Origin of the sequence: Methyloversatilis sp. XJ19-13 (assembly GCF_024580155.1) — a bacterium.
Classification (GTDB): domain Bacteria; phylum Pseudomonadota; class Gammaproteobacteria; order Burkholderiales; family Rhodocyclaceae; genus Methyloversatilis.
Window position 1 is genome coordinate 1 of record NZ_JANINH010000008.1, and the last position, 18282, is coordinate 18282.

14 protein-coding genes are annotated in these 18282 nt (G+C 66.6%); 10 read left to right on the forward strand and 4 right to left on the reverse strand.

The features are described from left to right. Positions 1–1146: 1146 nt before the first annotated feature. A complete protein-coding gene (ppsA, locus tag NMQ14_RS11835; RefSeq protein WP_257096409.1) occupies positions 1147–3516 on the reverse strand; it encodes a phosphoenolpyruvate synthase in 2370 nt (789 codons plus the stop codon). 171 nt (positions 3517–3687) lie between these two features. On the opposite strand from ppsA, the gene NMQ14_RS11840 reads away from it, so the two are divergent. The 3 genes from NMQ14_RS11840 to NMQ14_RS11850 all read left to right on the forward strand — a co-directional run bounded on the left by NMQ14_RS11840 (position 3688) and on the right by NMQ14_RS11850 (position 5875). Then, entirely contained in the window at positions 3688–4500 is an 813-nt protein-coding gene (locus NMQ14_RS11840; protein ID WP_257096412.1) for a pyruvate, water dikinase regulatory protein, read from the forward strand. Between the two features lie 65 nt (positions 4501–4565). Then, entirely contained in the window at positions 4566–4997 is a 432-nt protein-coding gene (locus NMQ14_RS11845; RefSeq protein WP_257096416.1) for a DUF1841 family protein, read from the forward strand. Between the two features lie 20 nt (positions 4998–5017). Continuing rightward, positions 5018–5875, forward strand: a complete 858-nt coding sequence (locus NMQ14_RS11850; RefSeq protein WP_257096417.1) for a D-hexose-6-phosphate mutarotase — start codon at positions 5018–5020, stop codon at positions 5873–5875. Between the two features lie 33 nt (positions 5876–5908). On the opposite strand, the gene NMQ14_RS11855 is transcribed toward NMQ14_RS11850, so the two are convergent. Beyond that, the gene (locus NMQ14_RS11855; RefSeq protein WP_257096419.1) at positions 5909–6505 is read right to left on the reverse strand and encodes a YigZ family protein; all 597 of its coding nucleotides are present in this window, start codon (positions 6503–6505) and stop codon (positions 5909–5911) included. A 599-nt stretch (positions 6506–7104) separates the two neighbouring features. Between NMQ14_RS11855 and NMQ14_RS11860 the strand changes: the two genes are divergently transcribed. Both NMQ14_RS11860 and NMQ14_RS11865 read left to right on the forward strand, forming a co-directional pair. After that, entirely contained in the window at positions 7105–8586 is a 1482-nt protein-coding gene (locus NMQ14_RS11860; RefSeq protein WP_257096421.1) for a SulP family inorganic anion transporter, read from the forward strand. A 2-nt stretch (positions 8587–8588) separates the two neighbouring features. Then, entirely contained in the window at positions 8589–9464 is an 876-nt protein-coding gene (locus tag NMQ14_RS11865) for a universal stress protein (protein WP_257096423.1), read from the forward strand. 280 nt (positions 9465–9744) lie between these two features. Here the strand turns inward: NMQ14_RS11865 and NMQ14_RS11870 are convergent, their stop codons facing one another. Further along, positions 9745–10614 (reverse strand): transglutaminase family protein, encoded by an 870-nt coding sequence (locus tag NMQ14_RS11870; protein WP_257081080.1) that lies wholly within the window; start codon positions 10612–10614, stop codon positions 9745–9747. Between the two features lie 280 nt (positions 10615–10894). Between NMQ14_RS11870 and NMQ14_RS11875 the strand changes: the two genes are divergently transcribed. The 4 genes from NMQ14_RS11875 (at position 10895) to NMQ14_RS11890 (ending at position 16541) form a co-directional block, all read left to right on the forward strand. Then, on the forward strand, positions 10895–11563 hold the full coding sequence (locus tag NMQ14_RS11875; protein ID WP_257096425.1) for a BON domain-containing protein: 669 nt from the start codon (positions 10895–10897) through the stop codon (positions 11561–11563). Positions 11564–11710: 147 nt separating this feature from the next. Further along, positions 11711–12901 (forward strand): acetate/propionate family kinase, encoded by a 1191-nt coding sequence (locus NMQ14_RS11880; RefSeq protein ID WP_257096427.1) that lies wholly within the window; start codon positions 11711–11713, stop codon positions 12899–12901. A gap of 131 nt (positions 12902–13032) precedes the next feature. After that, positions 13033–14124, forward strand: a complete 1092-nt coding sequence (locus tag NMQ14_RS11885; protein WP_257096429.1) for a transaldolase — start codon at positions 13033–13035, stop codon at positions 14122–14124. Continuing rightward, positions 14121–16541: a phosphoketolase family protein gene (locus tag NMQ14_RS11890; protein WP_257096431.1), complete on the forward strand. Its 2421-nt coding sequence runs from the start codon at positions 14121–14123 to the stop codon at positions 16539–16541. The genes NMQ14_RS11885 and NMQ14_RS11890 overlap by 4 nt, the downstream gene beginning before the upstream one ends. Here NMQ14_RS11890 and NMQ14_RS11895 read toward each other — a convergent pair. Continuing rightward, positions 16528–17256, reverse strand: a complete 729-nt coding sequence (locus tag NMQ14_RS11895; protein ID WP_373457192.1) for a Crp/Fnr family transcriptional regulator — start codon at positions 17254–17256, stop codon at positions 16528–16530. The genes NMQ14_RS11890 and NMQ14_RS11895 overlap by 14 nt on opposite strands. A 509-nt stretch (positions 17257–17765) precedes the next feature. On the opposite strand from NMQ14_RS11895, the gene NMQ14_RS11900 reads away from it, so the two are divergent. Beyond that, positions 17766–18206, forward strand: coding sequence for a PRC-barrel domain-containing protein (locus tag NMQ14_RS11900; protein ID WP_257096436.1), 441 nt, complete (start codon positions 17766–17768; stop codon positions 18204–18206). Positions 18207–18282 lie beyond the last annotated feature (76 nt).

Consider the following 18282-nt stretch of genomic DNA (forward strand, 5'->3'; position numbering starts at 1 on the left):
TCCGGTCAGTTGGCTCCGTGTTCGGCGGGCAGCGCGGCTGTCCAGCTTGAGAAGTGATCCACAGCTGGCCCGGCATGGCGAGCCGGCTCGGTGGTTGGTGAGCGGCGAAGTTTTTGTGGGAGAGGCGTCCCCGCCGCGATACGCACTTCGCAAGGCGCTCCTCGCGGCACTGATCGCGGCGAGGACGCCGCTCCCACAGCGCTCCGGTCAGTTGGCTCCGTGTTCGGCGGGCCGCGCGGGTGTCCAGGTTGAGAAGTGATCCACAGCTGGCCCGGCGTGGCGAGCCCGCTCGGTGGTGGGTGAGCAGCGAAGTTGGTGTGGGAGCGGCGTCCCCGCCGCGATCCGCACTTCGCAAGGCGCTCCTCGCGGTACAGATCGCGGCGAGGACGCCGCTCCCACAGCGCTCCGGTCAGTTGGCTCCGTGTTCGGCGGGCAGCGCGGCTGTCCAGCTTGAGAAGTGATCCACAGCTGGCCCGGCATGGCGAGCCGGCTCGGTGGTTGGTGAGCAGCGAAGTTTTTGTGGGAGCGGCGTCCCCGCCGTGATACGCACTTCGCAAGGCGCTCCTCGCGGTACCGATCGCGGCGAGGACGCCGCTCGCAACGCGCTCCGGTCAGTTGGCTCCGTGTTCGGCGGGCAGCGCGGTTGTCCAGTTTGAGAAGTGATCCACAGCTGGCCCGGCATGGCGAGCCGGCTCTGTGGTTGGTGAGCAGCGAAGTTATTGTGGGAGCGGCGTCCCCGCCGTGATACGCACTTCGCAAGGCGCTCCTCGCGGCACTGATCGCGGCGAGGACGCCGCTCCCACAGCGCTCCGGTCAGTTGGCTCCGTGTTCGGCGGGCAGCGCGGCTGTCCAGNCTCCTCGCGGCACTGATCGCGGCGAGGACGCCGCTCCCACAGCGCTCCGGTCAGTTGGCTCCGTGTTCGGCGGGCAGCGCGGCTGTCCAGCTTGAGAAGTGATCCACAGCTGGCCCGGCATGGCGAGCCCGCTCGGTGGTTGGTGAGCAGCGAAGTTATTGTGGGAGCGGCGAGCGTCGCGGTACCCACAGCCGGAATGTCGAGCATCGCGATACCCACAGCCGGAGCGGCGAGCATCGCGATACTCCCAGACAAATCAGCGCGCGCGTCGCTCCCGCAGGGACTGCGGTGTTTACTTCTCGGTGGCGTGGGCGGCGAGCTTGAGCCAGGTTTCGACGACGGTATCCGGATTCAGCGACATGCTCTGGATGCCTTCGTCCATCAGCCACAGCGCGAAGTCGGCGTGGTCAGACGGGCCCTGGCCGCAAATGCCGACGTACTTGCCCATCTTGTTGGCGGTGCGGATGGCCATCGACAGCAGCATCTTCACGGCCGGATCACGCTCGTCGAAGGCGCCGGCGACGAGGCCGGAGTCGCGGTCGAGGCCGAGCGTGAGCTGGGTCAGGTCGTTCGAGCCGATCGAGAAGCCGTCGAAGTATTCGAGGAACTGTTCGGCCAGCAGTGCGTTGGACGGGATTTCGCACATCATGATCAGGCGCAGGCCGTTCTCTCCGCGCTTCAGGCCGTGTTCGCCGAGCAGCTTCACCACTTCGGCCGCTTCGCCCAGATTGCGCACGAAGGGCACCATGATTTCGACGTTGGTCAGGCCGAGCTCGTTGCGCACGTAGCGCATGGCGCGGCATTCCAGTTCGAAGCAGTCACGGAAGCTGTGCGCGATGTAGCGCGACGCGCCGCGGAAGCCGAGCATCGGGTTTTCTTCGTCCGGCTCGTAGATGTCGCCGCCGAGCAGCTTCTTGTATTCGTTCGATTTGAAGTCGGACAGGCGCACGATGACCGGTTTCGGCCAGAAGGCGGCGCCGATGGTGGCAACGCCCTCGACCAGCTTGTCGACGAAGAACGCTTCGGGGTTCGCGTAGCCGCGCGCGCGGCGACGGATTTCCTCGCGCAACCGGGCCGGTGCCTGGTCGATTTCGAGGATGGCCTTCGGGTGGATGCCGATCGTGTTGTTGATGACGAATTCGAGCCGCGCCAGACCCACACCTTCGTTCGGCAGCTGCGCGAAATCGAAGGCCAGTTCGGGGTTGCCGACGTTCATCATGATCTTCAGATCGAGGTCGGGCAGGTTCGACAGATCGGACGTGACCACTTCGAAATCCAGCCGGCCGCGATAGATGTTGCCGGTGTCGCCCTCGGCGCAGCTGGCGGTGACCAGTTCGCCTTCGGTCAGCGTTTCGGTCGCGTCGCCGCAGCCGACGATGGCCGGAATGCCCAGTTCGCGCGCGATGATGGCGGCGTGGCAGGTGCGCCCGCCCCGGTTGGTCACGATGGCGGCCGCCTTCTTCATGACCGGCTCCCAGTTCGGGTCGGTCATGTCGGTGACGAGCACGTCGCCGGCCTGCACCTTGTCCATCTCGGTCGCGCTTTCGACAATGCGCACCGGGCCGGCGCCGATCTTCTGGCCGATGGCGCGGCCGCTGGCCAGCACCTTGCCGTACTGCTTGAGGCGGAATTTCTGCTGCGTCATGCCGGACTCGTGCGACTTCACGGTCTCCGGGCGCGCCTGCAGGATGTAGAGCTGGCTGTCGATGCCGTCCAGGCCCCACTCGATGTCCATCGGGCGGCCGTAGTGCCCCTCGATCGTCATCGCGTAGCGCGCCAGTTCGAGCACCTGTTCGTCGGTCAGCGAAAAGCGCTGACGCTCGGCGTCAGATACATCGACGGTCTGCACGCTGCGGCCGGCCGACGCGCTGGTGGTGAATTCCATCTTGATCATCTTGCTGCCGAGGTTGCGGCGGATGACCGCCGGGCGACCCTGGGCCAGCATGGGCTTGTGCACGTAGAACTCGTCCGGATTCACCGCGCCCTGCACGACGGTTTCGCCCAGACCATAGCTGGACGTGATGAATACGACGTCGCGGAAGCCCGATTCGGTGTCGAGCGTGAACATGACGCCGGCTGCGCCCTTGTCCGAACGCACCATGCGCTGCACGCCTGCCGACAGCGCGACACCCGCGTGCATGAAGCCCTTGTGCGCGCGGTAGCTGATCGCCCGGTCGTTGTAGAGCGAGGCGAACACTTCGCGGATCGCATGCAGCACGTTGTCGATGCCGGATATGTTCAGGAAGGTTTCCTGCTGGCCGGCGAAGGACGCGTCCGGCAGGTCTTCGGCGGTGGCCGAGCTGCGCACCGCGAACGAGCCGTTGCCGGCGGCATCCAGCTCGGCGTAGGACGCACGGATACCGGCTTCGAGTGCGGCCGGGAAGGGCGTGTCCATCATCCACTGACGGATCTGCGCGCCGGTGCGCGCGAGCGCATTCACGTCATCCACATCCAGCGCTTCAAGCGCAGCGTGGATGCGATCGGCCAGCGCGTCCTGTGCGAGAAACTCGCGGAAAGCCTCTGCCGTGGTGGCAAAGCCGCCGGGTACGCGCACTGACTTGGGCAACTGGCTGATCATTTCGCCCAGTGACGCATTCTTGCCACCGACACTTTCGACGTCGGTCATGCGCAGCTGTTCGAACGGGATGACGTAGCGAGACATGGGTATCCTCTCTTGAACATGGGGCGATCGCTTGTTGCGGCGACCGTGCATTTCTCCGATGCACCGGTTGGGTGCGCGGAAACGCGGTATTTTAGTTAATGTCGGTGGTGCACTGCGGAAAATTTTGCGCGGACTGTGCGGTTTGCGCACTGAACTGGATCAGAACACATCATGAGAACCGTCTTCTTCATTTCCGACAGCACCGGCATCACCGCCGAAACGCTGGGTCGCAGCCTGCTTTCGCAGTTCGAGGGCGTGAAGTTCCGGCACACCCGCGTACCGTTCGTCGATTCGGTCGACAATGCGCTCGATTGCGTCGAACGCATCACCGAGTCGCAGATGCGCGACGGCGTGCGGCCCATCGTGGTCACGTCCATCGTCAATGCCGAGGTGGCGCGCACCGTGCGCCAGGCCGATGCGCTCTTTCTCGATCTGTTCGAACACTTCGTCGGGCCGCTGGAAGACGAACTGGGGCAGGCGGCGAATCACAACGTCGGCCGGCAGAAAGGTATGGAAGAGAGCGCCGATTACCAGAACCGCATCGAGGCGATCAACTTCTCGCTGGCACACGATGACGGCATGTCGCACAAGGAACTGGAAAAGGCCGACGTGATCCTGGTCGGCGTGTCGCGTTCGGGCAAGACGCCGACCAGCCTGTACATGGCGATGCAGTTCGGCGTGAAGGTCGCGAATTACCCTTTGATTCCGGAAGATTTCGAGCGCGGCAAGCTGCCGACCGAACTGGTGAAGTATCGCAGCAAGCTTTTCGGGCTGACCATCGCGCCGGAACGGCTGTCGCAGATCCGCGAGGAGCGGCGGCGCGGCAGTCAGTACGCCTCGCTCTCCAATTGCCGCTACGAGGTCGATGCGGCGCAGAAGCTGATGCGCATGGAAGGCATACGCTGGCTCGAATCGACCCACAAGTCGATCGAGGAAATCGCCGCCGTGGTGCTGCAGGCGGTGCATGTCGAGGACGACAGCTGACGCGCCAATGACGCCGGGTGGCGCTTTGTGGTGCAATGACCGCCCGCACGATCCCGCTCCGCCCCATGTTCAATCCCACCCGCGACCAGGCCCGGCAGTTCTTTCTCGACACCTGGGCCAAGCGCAACAGCGGCCAGCCGCTTACGCAGATGGAAACCATCGCGCTGACGCTGATCGGCCGCCACCCGGAATACCACGCGCTGCTCGACCAGGGCGAACGCGCGCTGACGCGCGAATATCCGCCGGAACTGGGCGAGACGAATCCCTTCCTGCACCTGTCGCTGCACCTGGCGATCGAGGAACAACTGGCCATCGACCAGCCTCTCGGGCTGCGCGCCGCCTTCGAGGCACAGCGCGCGAAAATGGGTGACGAGCACGAGGCGCTGCACCGGGTGCTCGACTGCCTGGGCGAGAGCATCTGGCGCGCCCAGCGCGATCGCCAGCCGCCCGATGGCGCCGCCTACGTGGCCTGCGTGCGCGCCGGGCTCGACGACTGAATCCTTACTTTGGCGACACCATGACCGACAAGACCGGACACATCCTTCCCACCGAATTCCATGGCCAGCCGGCGCTGTCGCTCGAGGCGGCCGACGGCGCGCGCTGCGTCGTCAGCCTGTTCGGCGGTCACATCCTGTCGTGGGTCCCGGCCGGCGGCAAGGAGCGGCTCTACCTGTCGCCCGAGGCGCGCTTCGACGGGCAGGCGGCGATCCGCGGCGGCATCCCGGTCATCTTTCCGCAGTTCGCGGCGCGCGGCGACGGGCCGCGCCACGGCTTCGCGCGCACCCGGGTGTGGCAACTGACCGAACAGCGGGCGGCCGCCGATTTCGTCACCGTGACGCTGACGCTGCAGGATGACGCGGCCACGCGCGCACTGTGGCCGCATGCCTTCCTGCTCGAACTGACTGTCATGCTGAGCGGCAACCGGCTCGACCTCGAACTGAGCGCCGAAAACACCGGGGATGCGCCATTCTTGTTCGCCGCCGCGCTGCACACCTATCTGCGCGTCGGCGAAGTCGAGAACTGCCGTGTCGAAGGGCTGCGCGGCAAGCGCTACCTGGACGCGACCGCGGGCGATCGGGCGACGCAGGACAAGTTCGATGCGGTGGTGGTCGAGGACGAAATCGACCGCGTGTATGTCGGCGCACCCGACAGCGTCGTGCTGAACGAACCCGGCCGCGCGCTCGGTCTGCAGAGCACCGGCTTTCCGGATCTCGTGGTGTGGAACCCTTGGGAACACAAGGCACGCGCGCTGACCGACCTGCCGGACCGCGATTTCCGCCATTTTCTGTGCCTCGAACCGGCGCTGGCCGACCAGCCGCTCGAACTGGCGCCCGGCGCGCTGTGGAGCGGCCTGCATACGCTGGTCGCGGCTTGAGATGCAAGGGGCGAGGGGCTAGGGGGCTGAGGTTCAGCTGGCGTCGGTGCGGATCCAGCCTATGCGTCCCTGCGTGGCGTCGTTCAGACGGGCGATGAAGGCTGCGGCTGCGGGTTCGGGCAGGCTGATGCGCATGTCGACCAGCGAGCCGTGGCTCACCGCGCCCAGCGTGGCACCGGCCGCTTCGATTTCGCGCCGCACCGTACCTTCGAGCGCGTAGGGCAGGGTGCAGCGCAGGGTGATGCGGCGGGTCAGCGGCACCTTGGTCGCCGTCAGCAGTGCCTGCGCCACGGCGTCGGTGTAGGCACGCACGAGGCCGCCGGCGCCGAGATTGATGCCGCCGTAGTAGCGCACCACGGTTGCCAGCACGCCTTCCAGATCCTGATGACGCAGCACTTCGAGCATCGGCCGACCGGCCGTGCCACTGGGCTCGCCGTCGTCCACCGCCGCCGACTGTCCGCCCGCCAGCAGCGCCCAGCACACATGCGTCGCCCCCGGATTCTGCCGCCACAGCTCGATCACCCTTGCCTGCGCCGCCGCGCGGTCGCGCATCGGCTCGACGCAACCGATGAAGCGGCTCTTCTTGATGAGCAGTTCGCTATAAACCGCGGCGGCAAGGGTGTTCGACATGGCGGCGCAGCTTACCGGCAGCGCCGGGCGCGCGATACCCGTCTTCGAACATGCAGCATCACAGAAGCCACGTTCTCATCGCCTGCAGGGCAGGCACCTACGAAGGGCAACACCGTCGCGGTTTTCGTAGGAGCCTGCCCTGCAGGCGATGCCGGTCTCCGATGACGCGACGCCGCGTGATCAACGCGCGGATCGCGGACAGGGTCCGCTCCTACGAACGGCACCACCGTCGCGGTTTTCGTAGGAGCCTGCCCTGCAGGCGATGCGGTCTTTGAACACGCCATATCACTTGCTCAACGTACGGATCGCGTACAGGGTCCGCTCCTACGCAGGGCGAACACCGCCGCGGCTCTGGTCGGGGCCTTTCGGGGCCGGTTCTGCACACCCGATAACTCCGGTTACAATGTTGCTATGCAACAAAACCCATCTTCCTGCGGCCTGCGCCCAGCCGGTCCGCCATAGCGTTCTTGCACTGCCGTCGGCGCTCGGAGCGCAAGCGCAGTGCTTACCCATTCCCCCGCTATTCGTGCCGCGCCGCCCCGGGCGGGCGCGTGCTCCCGTCCCGTGCAGGCGGAACGCCCAAGTCTTCAGGATTCAACATGTCGATCAAAACACTGCGCCAGGACTGGCTGTCCAATGTGCGCAACGATCTGCTGGCCGGCCTTGTGGTCGCGCTGGCGCTCATTCCCGAGGCGATCGCCTTTTCCATCATCGCCGGTGTGGATCCCAAGATCGGGCTGTACGCCTCATTCTGCATCGCCACCGTCATTGCCTTCGTGGGTGGCCGGCCGGGCATGATTTCGGCGGCCACCGGCGCGATGGCGCTGGTCATGGTGACGCTGGTGAAGGACCACGGTCTGCAGTACCTGCTGGCCGCCACGCTGCTCACCGGCGTGCTACAGATCGCGGCCGGCGTGTTCAGGCTGGGCGCGCTGATGCGCTTTGTGTCGCGCTCGGTCATCACCGGCTTCGTCAATGCACTGGCGATTCTCATCTTCATGGCGCAGCTGCCGGAACTGACCGGCGTCGGCTGGCAGGTGTACGCGATGACGGCGGCGGGTCTGGGCATCATCTATCTGTTCCCCTACGTCACGAAGGCGGTGCCGTCGCCGCTGGTCACCATTGTCGTGCTGACGGCGGTGGCCATTGCGCTCGATCTGGACATTCGCACCGTGTGCGACATGGGTGAACTGCCGGACAGCTTGCCGGTGTTCCTCATTCCCGACATTCCGCTGAACTTCGAAACGCTGCGCATCATCTTTCCGTACGCGCTGACGCTGGCCGTGGTCGGCCTGCTGGAATCGATGATGACCGCCTCCATCGTCGACGACCTGACTGATACCGGCAGCAACAAGAATCGCGAGTGCGTGGGGCAGGGCGTGGCCAATATCGCCAGCGGCTTCATCGGCGGCATGGCAGGCTGCGCGATGATCGGCCAGTCGGTCATCAACGTGAAATCAGGCGGCCGCGGCCGGCTGTCCACGCTGACCGCAGGCGTGGTGCTGCTCATGCTGGTGGTGTTCGCCGGCGACTGGGTGGCGCGCATTCCGATGGCCGCGCTGGTGGCGGTGATGATCATGGTGTCGATCGGCACCTTCAGCTGGAGCTCGATCCGCAACCTGCGCGAGCACCCGGCCAGTTCCAGCGTCGTCATGCTGGCCACCACGGTCATGACCGTGCTGACGCACGATCTCGCGCAGGGCGTGCTGGTCGGCGTTCTGCTGTCCGGCTTCTTCTTCGCGCACAAGGTCGGCCGCATCCTGCACATCGCGTCGCAGACCGGCGACGAGGGGCGTCAGCGCACCTACCGCGTCAGTGGCCAGGTGTTCTTCGCTTCCGCCGACCGCTTCGTGGCCGCCTTCGACTACCGCGAAGTGATCGACCGCGTGCGCATCGACGTCAGTCGTGCGCACTTCTGGGACATCACCGCGATCAGCGCGCTCGACAAGGTGGTGATCAAGTTCCGCCGCGAAGGCACCGAGGTCGAGGTGATCGGCATGAACGAAGCCAGCGCCACGCTGGTGGACCGGTTCGCCGTGCATGACAAGGATGGCGCCGACATGCTGATGGGAGGCCATTGACCATGAACATGGACAACAAGGTGCTTGCCTGCGTCGATCAGTCGCCCTGGGCCGACCATGTCGCCGATTACGCCGCGTGGGCGGCGCGGCGGCTCGACGCGCCGCTCGAATTCCTGCACGTGATCGATCGCCACCCGGAGCGCGGCTCGGGCAAGGATCACAGCGGCAGCATCGGCGTCGGCGCCCAGGAAGCGCTGCTGACCGAACTGAGCGAACAGGACGCCGCCTTTGCCCGCACCGCGCGCGAGCAGGGGCGCGTGTTCCTGAACCGGCTGCGCGAGCGCGCAAGCGCCGAGGGTGCGGGCTGCATCGACACCCGGCAGCGTTATGGCGAACTGGAAGAAACGCTGATCGACCAGCAGCGGGACGTGCGCCTGCTGGTGATCGGCCGGCGCGGTGAATCTGCCTCATCCCAGGCCACTGCCACGCAGCGCGACCTCGGTCGCAATGTCGAGCGTGTGGTGCGTGCACTGACCCGCCCCATCCTCACCGTCACCGATGCCTTCCGCGCGCCGCAGAAGGTGCTCGTGGCCTACGACGGCGGCGGCGTCACCCGCCGCGGCATCGACATGCTGGCGACCAGTCCGCTGTTGCGCGGGCTGGACGTGCATGTGCTGATGTCCGGTCCGGAACGTCCGGGCGCACCGAAGGACATCGAGCAGGCCTGCGCCACGCTGAGCGCCGGCGGGCTGACCGCGAGTGGCCGCATCATCCCCGGCGACCCGGAACAGGTGATTGCGCAGTACGCGGCCAACGAGGGTATGGACCTGCTGGTGATGGGCGCCTGGAGCCACTCGCCGCTGCGCAGTCTGCTGTTCGGCAGCAAGACGTCCGACCTGCTGCGCTCGGCGCGCCTTCCGGTGCTGCTGTTGCGCTGATCAAGCCGGAGTGGGCACCGGCGCCGCGGGCGGCGAGCAGTGGAGTTTTTTTGGGAGCGGCGATCCACTGCCGGCCCTGCGGGCGGCGAGCAGTGCTCGCCGAAACCCCCGCTCCGCCCTCGCCGCGATCTGCACTTTGCACAACGACCATCGCGGCACTGATCGCGGCGGGGACGCCGCTCCCACAGCCCATCCCACAGCCCATCCCACAGCCGATAGCCCCGACACTGCGCCGACTCCGCGGTGGCGTCCGGGGCGCGGCGCGTGCCCCGGTTTGTGCTCAGCGGATGCCGTCGGTCGACAGCGCTTCGCGGCAGTGCTGCGGCAACACCATGTTGCGCGACGGGTCGTCGATGGCGGTGGCGCGGATGAACGGGGCTTGCGACAGCACGCCGCCGAAGATCGTGGCGAAGGCGACGTCGGCGGCGTCGCGCCCGGTGCCCAGGCGTACCAGGCCCATCGGGATGGCGGTGCCGGACGGATCGAAGATGTACCAGCGGTCGCCCAGATACACCTCGACGTAGGCGTGGAAGTCCGGCGGGCCGAGTACCGGGTCGGCGCCGTAGTCAGTGCCGGTCACGAAGCGCGCCGGAATGTTGATGGCGCGGCACAGCGCGATCATCAGGTGAGCGAAATCGCGGCAGATGCCGACGCGCTCGATCACGGTGTCGACGGCGGAGGTGCTCGAATTCGAGCTGTTCGACGTGAAGGCGACGTGGCTCAGCACCCAGTCGCGGATCGCCTGCACCCGGCTGTGACCTTGCCACATGGTGCCGAACTCGCGCGTGGCAAGCCGGATCAAGCGGTCGGACTGGCAGTAGCGGCTCGGGTAGATGTAGCCCATGACTTCGGGCGGCAGGCGGTGCACCGGCACTTCGGCCAGTTGCGCCGGCTCGGCCCAGTGATGCACCAGATCGACCGTCGCCTGGTACGAAACGGTGAGCGGTCCGGGCTCGGCGCGCAGCCGCATGTAGCGGTTGCCGGTCAGCGGATCGACGTGGATGTGCGGCTCGATCGGCTGACTCAGCGTCAGGACTTCGCCCGACACGGTCTGGCTGGCGGTTTGCGCGACATGGATGTTGAAGACGAAGTCGGCGCCCTGGAAGTCGATCTGGTAGTTCAGTTCAATCTGCAATTCGATGCGGATCATGGTGCGGGCTCCGCGGGGTAGGGTCGCGTGCGCGACCCGGGAGGTTGTCGGAAAGGGTTGCCGGAAAGGGTGGAACGCGGCGATTTGCCGGCAGCGGATATGTCACAGCACCGCCAGGAGCGAAGCATGACGCGTGCCACTGCAGGATTCAGTGCGCTGGCGAACAGTGCCCTTGATGACACGGGCACTTCCGCCCCGGCCGGCTATGCGTGCCGGCGTACATACACCGGCCCGTTCCCGGCCCACACTCCTCGTTTGCCCAACGAGGAAAGACAACAACATGAACACCAGGAACATGAAGACCGATGCGCAACTGCTGGCCGATGTGCAGGCCGAACTGAAATGGGACCCGTCGATCAAGGCTGATGACGTGAGCGTGAAGGTCAAGGACGGCGTCGTGACGCTGGGCGGCCACACGGCGACCTTTGCCGACAAGTGGCACGCCGGGTGCGCCGCTCAGCGCGTGTCTGGCGTGGCGTCGCTGGTGTCCGCCATCAAGGTCGAACTGGCAAAGGGTGAAGGCCGCGATGACACCGAAGTCGCACGCAACGCCGAGATTGCGCTGTACTGGATGGCCGGTCTGCCGAAGGGTTCGGTCAAGGTCAAGGTCGACAACGGGATGATGACGCTGCACGGCGATGTCGTCTGGGCATACCAGATCGACGCCGCCAACGCAGCCGTGAGCCGCCTGCAGGGCGTGACCGACGTCAGCAACAAACTGGTGCTGACGCCGCGTTCGTGCAACGCCACGGTGCAGTCGGACATCGCCGCCGCACTGAAGCGTTGCGCAACGGCCGGTGCCAAGCCGATCGACGTCGCCGTAACGGGTTCGCAGGCCACGCTGACCGGTCAGGTGTCGAGCGCCCCGGAACGCGATCTGGCGCGGCGCGCCGCGTGGAGCGCAGTCGGCGTGAACAAGGTGGTCGACCACATCACCATCGCCGCCTGAGCCGCATGAAGCCGCTGCGCCCGGCGGCTTCATGAGGCAGCGCCCCATGGCTGTCCGGTCCGGTCTCTCGTTGAAGGCGCAGCCCCCGCACGATGTCGGGGCCTGCGCTTTCGTCATGTCCGCTGATCCACCGCATCGCGGGTCACCTTGAAAACATCCTTGCTGGTCATCAACGCCGGTTCATCGAGCATCCGCTTCGCGCAGTTCGACCTGGCTTGCGGCGCGCAGCCTGTTCGCGGCATGCAGGGCCACATCGAAGGTCTGGGTCGCACGCCGCAACTGGTCGTCAATGACCGACAGGGCGGCTGCGTGACGCAGCGTGCGCTCCAGCCGACCGGCAATCCGGTGGCCGACCACGCCAGCGCGCTGGCGGCACTGTTCGACTGCATCGCCGGACCCGAATGGCCGGACGGACCGCATGCGGTTGCGCATCGCATCGTGCATGGCGGACCGGCCTTCGCGCGTCCCATGCGCGTCACGCCCGATGTGCTGGCGCAGTTGCAGCAATTCGTGCCGCTGGCACCGCTGCACCAGCCGCACGGCCTGGCCGCGCTGCGCGTTGCAGCGGCACGCTGGCCCGACGTGCCGCAGATCGCCTGCTTCGACACCGCCTTCCACGCCACCCGGTCGCCTGTCGAGCAGGCCTATGCACTGCCGCAGCCGCTGCGGGATGCCGGCGTCCGGCGCTACGGGTTTCACGGCCTCTCGTACGACCACATCGCCGGCGTACTGCCGCTGCATCTGGGGGCACTGGCCAGCGGGCGCGTCGTGGTGGCGCACCTGGGCAACGGTGCCAGCCTGTGTGCGATGCGCGGCCGCAGGAGCGTGGCGACCACCATGGGCATGACGCCGCTCGACGGCCTGGTGATGGGCACGCGCTGCGGACGCATCGATCCGGGCGCCGTGCTGCATCTGATACGCGGGCTGGGCATGACGCCGGATGAGGTCCAGATCCTGCTGTACGAGCACTCGGGACTGCTGGGCACCTCCGGCATTTCAGGCGACATGAGGGTGCTCGAAGCCAGCTCCGAGCCGGCGGCCCGTTTCGCCATCGATCTGTATGTCCATGCGATCACGCGCGAGCTGGGCAGCATGGTCGCGCTGCTCGGCGGCCTCGATGCACTGGTGTTCACCGCCGGCGTCGGCGAGCACAGTGCGCAGATCCGCGAACGCGTGTGCCGCGACGCGGCCTGGCTCGGCATCGAGCTGTCGGCCGGCGCCAACGACGCGGGCGAGACGCGCATCAGCACGCCGCGCAGTCGCGCATCGGCCTGGGTCATTCCAACCAACGAGGCGCGGCTGATCGCCCAGCAGGCCGCCGCACTGCTGGAGATCTGAATCCCGCGCAGCGCGTCGATGCGGGTGCGTCAGCGCACAGACCGTCCGGCGCCACCCGCGCACGCTGCACCGGACGAGTGCTGCCGGGGACATCTGACCCGGCAGGCGGAAGTGATCCAAGGGGAGCCTGCATGACGGCACTACAGCACGTGCGCGACGCCGGCCAGAGTCTCTGGCTGGACAGCATCAGCCGCAGCCTGATCGATGACGGTCGGCTGGCGCGCTATATCGACCAGTACGCCATCACCGGACTGACGTCGAATCCGGCCATCTTCGACGCCGCACTGGGTGAGGGCGGCGCCTACGACGAAGACATCCGCGCCGGTACGCGCGACGGTCTGTCCGGCGAAGCATTGTTCGCCGGTCTGGCGCTGGCCGACCTCAGGCGTGCGGCGGCGCTGCTGCGCCCCTGCTTCGACGCCAGCGGTCATGCCGACGGCTGGGTATCGATGGAGGTGTCTCCGCTGCTCGCGGCCGACAGTGCGGCCACCGTCGCCGCGGCGCGGCAGATCCATGCCGATGCCGCGTGCGCCAACCTGCTGGTGAAGATTCCGGGTACGCCGGAAGGCTTGCAGGCGATCGAGCACACCGTATTCGCCGGCATTCCGGTCAACGTGACGCTGCTGTTTTCGCGTGAGCAGTATCTGGCCGCCAATGACGCCTGCCTGCGCGGCATCGAGCGGCGCATTGCGGCCGGGCTCGATCCGAAGGTCGCCACCGTGGCATCGCTGTTCGTCAGCCGCTGGGATGTGGCGGCCAACAGCGTGATTTCGGTGTCGCTGCAGAACCGGCTCGGCATTGCGGTTGCCCGCCAGGTGTGGCGCAGCAGCGTCGCCACGCAGGGGTCGCCGCGCTGGCAGGCGGCGCTGGCGGGCGGTGCCCTGCCGCAGCGCCTGCTATGGGCGAGCACCGGCAGCAAGGATCCGGCCGTGTCCGACACCCTGTATGTCGACGCGCTGATCGCCCGCGGCAGCATCAACACCTTGCCCGAAGCCACCTTGCTGGCGTTCGCCGATCACGGCCGGCCGCAGCCCGTCATGCCGGATGACGGCGGCGACTGCGACGCGGTGATCGCGCGCATCGATGCCGCAGGTGTGAAGGTCGCATTGCTGGCAGACCGACTGCAGCGCGATGGCGTGGGGGCGTTCGCCAAGGCGTGGCGGCAATTGCTCAAGCGCATCGAAAGCCGCAGCCATCTCACGCCCCGGGTGGCCGTATCGTGACCGCCGCGCTGTTGCACCGCGCACCGCGCGAGGAAATGCTGGTCCGCATGAATGCCTGGTGGCGTGCCGCCAACTACCTGTCGGTCGGGCAGATCTATCTGCGTGCCAACCCGCTGCTCGAGCTGCCGCTGACGCGCGACCACATCAAGCCGCGACTTCTCGGCCACTGGGGCACCACGCCCGGGCTGAATTTTCTTTACGTGCATCTGAACCGGCTGATCAAGGAGCACGACCTCGACCTGATCAACATCATCGGTCCGGGGCACGGCGGGCCGGCGCTGGTCGCGTCGACCTATATGGAAGGCTCGTACAGCGAAACCTGGCCGGCGATCACGCAGGACCGCGCCGGCATGCAGGCGCTGTTCCGCCAGTTTTCGTGGCCGGGCGGCATTCCCAGTCATGTCGCGCCGGAAACGCCCGGTTCGATCCATGAGGGCGGCGAGCTGGGTTATTCGCTGGCGCACGCCTATGGCGCGGCATTCGACAATCCCGGGCTGATCGTCGCCTGCGTCATCGGCGATGGCGAGGCGGAAACCGGCGCGCTGGCCGCGAGCTGGCACTCCAACAAATTCCTGAATCCGGCGCGCGATGGCGCCGTGCTGCCCATCCTGCACCTGAATGGCTACAAGATCGCCAATCCGGCGGTGCTGGCACGCATCGGTCGTGATGAACTGGCCGAACTGCTGCGCGGCTACGGTTACACGCCGCACTTTGTGTCTGGCGACGACCCGATGACGATGCACCGCCAGATGGCGGAAACGCTGGACGCCATGCTGGCGGACATTCGCGCCATCCAGAGCGCCGCGCGCGCCGTCGATGCCCCGGTGCCGCCGCCGCGACCGCGCTGGCCGGTGCTGGTCTTCGAGTCGCCCAAGGGCTGGACCGGTCCGGCCGAGGTTGACGGCCTGCCGGTCGAAGGGACCTGGCGCGCGCATCAGGTGCCGATCGCCGATTTCAGCAAGCCGGAACACGTTCGCCAACTCGAAGACTGGCTGCGCAGCTACCGGCCGGAAGAACTGTTCGATCACACCGGCACGTTGTTCCGTGAGATTGCCAGCCTTGCGCCGTCCGGCGCGCGTCGCATGGGCGCCAACCCGCATGCCAACGGCGGCCTGCTGCGGCTGCCTCTGCGCATGCCGCCCTGGCGCGACTTCGCCGTCGTACTGCAAGCGCCCGGCGCGGTCCAGGCCAGCGCCACCCGCGTACTGGGCAGCTTTCTCGCCGAAGTGATGACCATGAATCTGTCGGCGCGCAACTTCCGCGTGTTCGGGCCGGACGAAACCGCGTCGAACCGCCTGGGCGCGGTGATCGGCGTGACAGGCAAGACCTGGATGGCAGAGCGCGAAGCGGTCGATGTCGACCTGTCGGCCGATGGCCGGGTGATGGACGTGCTGAGCGAACACCTGTGCGAAGGCTGGCTGGAAGGCTATCTGCTGACCGGCCGCCACGGCCTGTTCTCGTGCTACGAAGCGTTCATCCACATCATCGATTCGATGTTCAACCAGCACGCCAAGTGGTTGAAGGTGTGCAACGAAATTCCGTGGCGAGCGCCGATCGCCTCCCTCAACTATCTGCTGACGTCGCACGTGTGGCGGCAGGACCACAACGGCTTTTCGCATCAGGACCCGGGCTTCATCGATCACGTCGCGAACAAAAACCCGGACGTCGTGCGCATCTACCTCGCACCCGATGCCAACTGCCTGCTGTCGATCGCCGATCACTGCCTGCGCAGCTGCAATCAGGTCAATCTGATGATTGCCGGCAAGCAGCCGGAATGGCAGTGGCTCGACGCCGAAGCCGCTGCGCTGCACTGCGCTGTCGGCGCCGGCATCTGGCACTGGGCAGGCACCGAGCACGGCGACGCGTCGCTGGAACCCGATGTGGTGATGGCCTGCGCGGGCGACGTGCCGACGCTGGAAACGCTCGCCGCCGTGATGCTGCTGCGCGAATACGTGCCCGGCATCCGCATCCGCGTCGTCAACGTGGTCGATCTGATGGCGCTGCAGCCGGCGTCCGAACATCCGCACGGCCTCAGCGACACGGCGTTCGACACACTCTTCACCTGCGATGCGCCCATCGTGTTCGCCTTCCACGGCTATCCGTGGCTGATCCACCGTCTGACCTACCGGCGAACCAACCACAGCAAGCTGCACGTGCGCGGTTACAAGGAAGAGGGCACGACGACGACACCGTTCGACATGGTGGTGCTGAACCACATGGACCGCTACCAGCTCGCGCTCGACGCGATCTGCCGCATTCCGCGGCTGGCCGATCAGGTGGACGAGGCCAGGGCAAGGCATCGCGCCAGCGTTGCCGCCCACAAGGCGTGGATAACCGAGCACGGCGAAGACCTGCCGGACATCCGCAACTGGCGCTGGCTGGCCGCGCCGCCCGATGTTCCGCTCAGGTTGCCTTGAGGGCCGGCAGCAGCCGGTCGTACTCGGCTTTCACGACCGCATAGCATTCGCAGGTACGTTTTTCCAGCCCGGCGCGGTCGAGCACCGTGATGTGGCCGCGCCGGTAGCTGATCAGGCCGCTTTCCTGCAGCCGGCCGGCGGCTTCGGTCACGCCTTCGCGGCGCACGCCGAGCATGTTGGCGATCAGCTCCTGAGTCATCACCAGCTCGTTGGTCGGCAGCCGGTCGAGGCTCAGCAGCAGCCAGCGGCACAGTTGCTGGTCGAGCGAGTGGTGGCGGTTGCACACAGCGGTCTGCGCCATCTGCGTGATCAGTGCCTGCGTGTAGCGCAGCAGCAGGTGCAGCACCGGTCCGGCGCGGTTGAACTCCACCATCATCAGGTTGGACTTCAGGCGATAACCCTCGCCGGCGCTCTGCACCACGGCACGGCTGGTTGTCGATTCGCCGCCCATGAACAGCGACACGCCGACCAGGCCTTCCTTGCCGACGACGGCGATTTCGGCCGATGCGCCATCTTCCATCACGTAGAGCAGCGACACGATGGCCGTGACCGGAAAGTACACATGGCTGAGTCGGGTACCCGACTCATACAGCACCTTGCCCAGCGGCATGTCCACCGGCTCCAGGTTCGGAAGCCAGCGGTCCCATTCGGCATCGGGCAGCGCGGCGAGCAATTCGTTGGTGCGGGCAAAAACGGCGGGAGGTTTCATTTGCATCTTCAGCGGTCTCGTGTCTGGGCCCCGATCGGGTCTCGATCAAGGGCGGTCAAGGTGGGGCAGCAAGCCTGTTCGAACCGCATCACGCGGATGACGCGAAAGGCGCTGCAGCCTTCAACAACATGTGGTCGGGGCGCCGAAGTGCACTGAAAGTATAGGCCACATCTCCTGTCCGGCGCCTGCCGGGGGTGCGACACCGTACAGACCCTGCGGGGCCACCTGACCATCATGCGATGCATTGCTTCTGACCCTGTTGCCACGGCGCACATGCCGGGGCGACCGACCTGACGGAGGTTATCCCGATGCAGCCGAGTCAACTTGTCGCCTTGCATGCCGCCCAGTCGCACGAAGCGGAGGTGCCGACATTCGACCCCGAGCTGCTTCGCAAGCACCGCATCAGGGTTCGCCGGCTGATCCGCCGCATCAAGGCGGGCTACGGCGACCCGCAAGACGAGCCCTGCACCGGGCTCGACCACGCAGCACAGCAACATCAAACAGAGGAGATGACCATGAGCTACCAGGACAGGGACAAGCACGGCATGTACAAGGGCGAAGGCGCCGCACCGGGACCGCTGATGCGCCACGGCCCGGGACCGGGCCTCATGGGCGCTGACACCCTGATGGGTAATGACGTGTTCAACAAGGACGGCGAGGACCTCGGCGACATCCAGGAAATCATGCTCGACATGCGCAACGGCAAGGTCAGCTATGCCGTGATGTCGTTCGGCGGGTTTCTCGGCATCGGCGACAAGCTGTTTGCCGTGCCGTGGAATGCGCTGACGCTCGACACCGAAAACAAGCGTTTCACGCTCGACGTCGCCAAGGAACGTCTCGAAGGCGCGCCCGGCTTCAATCAGGACTGCTGGCCCGACATGGCCGACCAGTCGTGGGCGCAGCAGATCCACGACTACTACGGCACCCGTCCGTATTCGGACGACTCGAAGCTCTGAACGCGGCAGCCTTGCGGCTGCACAGGGGGGGGGGGGGGGGGCGGGCGGGGCCCCGCCCCCCGGGCACCGCGGGCCC

Bases quoted from the DNA above. Each gene is read 5' to 3' on its own strand.
- NMQ14_RS11865 (WP_257096423.1), top strand. From the start codon at position 8,589: ATGAACATGGACAACAAGGTGCTTGCCTGCGTCGATCAGTCGCCCTGG.
- NMQ14_RS11895 (WP_373457192.1), bottom strand. From the start codon at position 17,256: ATGCAAATGAAACCTCCCGCCGTTTTTGCCCGCACCAACGAATTGCTC.
- NMQ14_RS11860 (WP_257096421.1), top strand. From the start codon at position 7,105: ATGTCGATCAAAACACTGCGCCAGGACTGGCTGTCCAATGTGCGCAAC.
- NMQ14_RS11840 (WP_257096412.1), top strand. From the start codon at position 3,688: ATGAGAACCGTCTTCTTCATTTCCGACAGCACCGGCATCACCGCCGAA.
- NMQ14_RS11850 (WP_257096417.1), top strand. From the start codon at position 5,018: ATGACCGACAAGACCGGACACATCCTTCCCACCGAATTCCATGGCCAG.
- NMQ14_RS11845 (WP_257096416.1), top strand. From the start codon at position 4,566: ATGTTCAATCCCACCCGCGACCAGGCCCGGCAGTTCTTTCTCGACACC.
- NMQ14_RS11870 (WP_257081080.1), bottom strand. From the start codon at position 10,614: ATGATCCGCATCGAATTGCAGATTGAACTGAACTACCAGATCGACTTC.
- NMQ14_RS11900 (WP_257096436.1), top strand. From the start codon at position 17,766: ATGAGCTACCAGGACAGGGACAAGCACGGCATGTACAAGGGCGAAGGC.
- NMQ14_RS11855 (WP_257096419.1), bottom strand. From the start codon at position 6,505: ATGTCGAACACCCTTGCCGCCGCGGTTTATAGCGAACTGCTCATCAAG.
- NMQ14_RS11875 (WP_257096425.1), top strand. From the start codon at position 10,895: ATGAACACCAGGAACATGAAGACCGATGCGCAACTGCTGGCCGATGTG.
- ppsA (WP_257096409.1), bottom strand. From the start codon at position 3,516: ATGTCTCGCTACGTCATCCCGTTCGAACAGCTGCGCATGACCGACGTC.
- NMQ14_RS11885 (WP_257096429.1), top strand. From the start codon at position 13,033: ATGACGGCACTACAGCACGTGCGCGACGCCGGCCAGAGTCTCTGGCTG.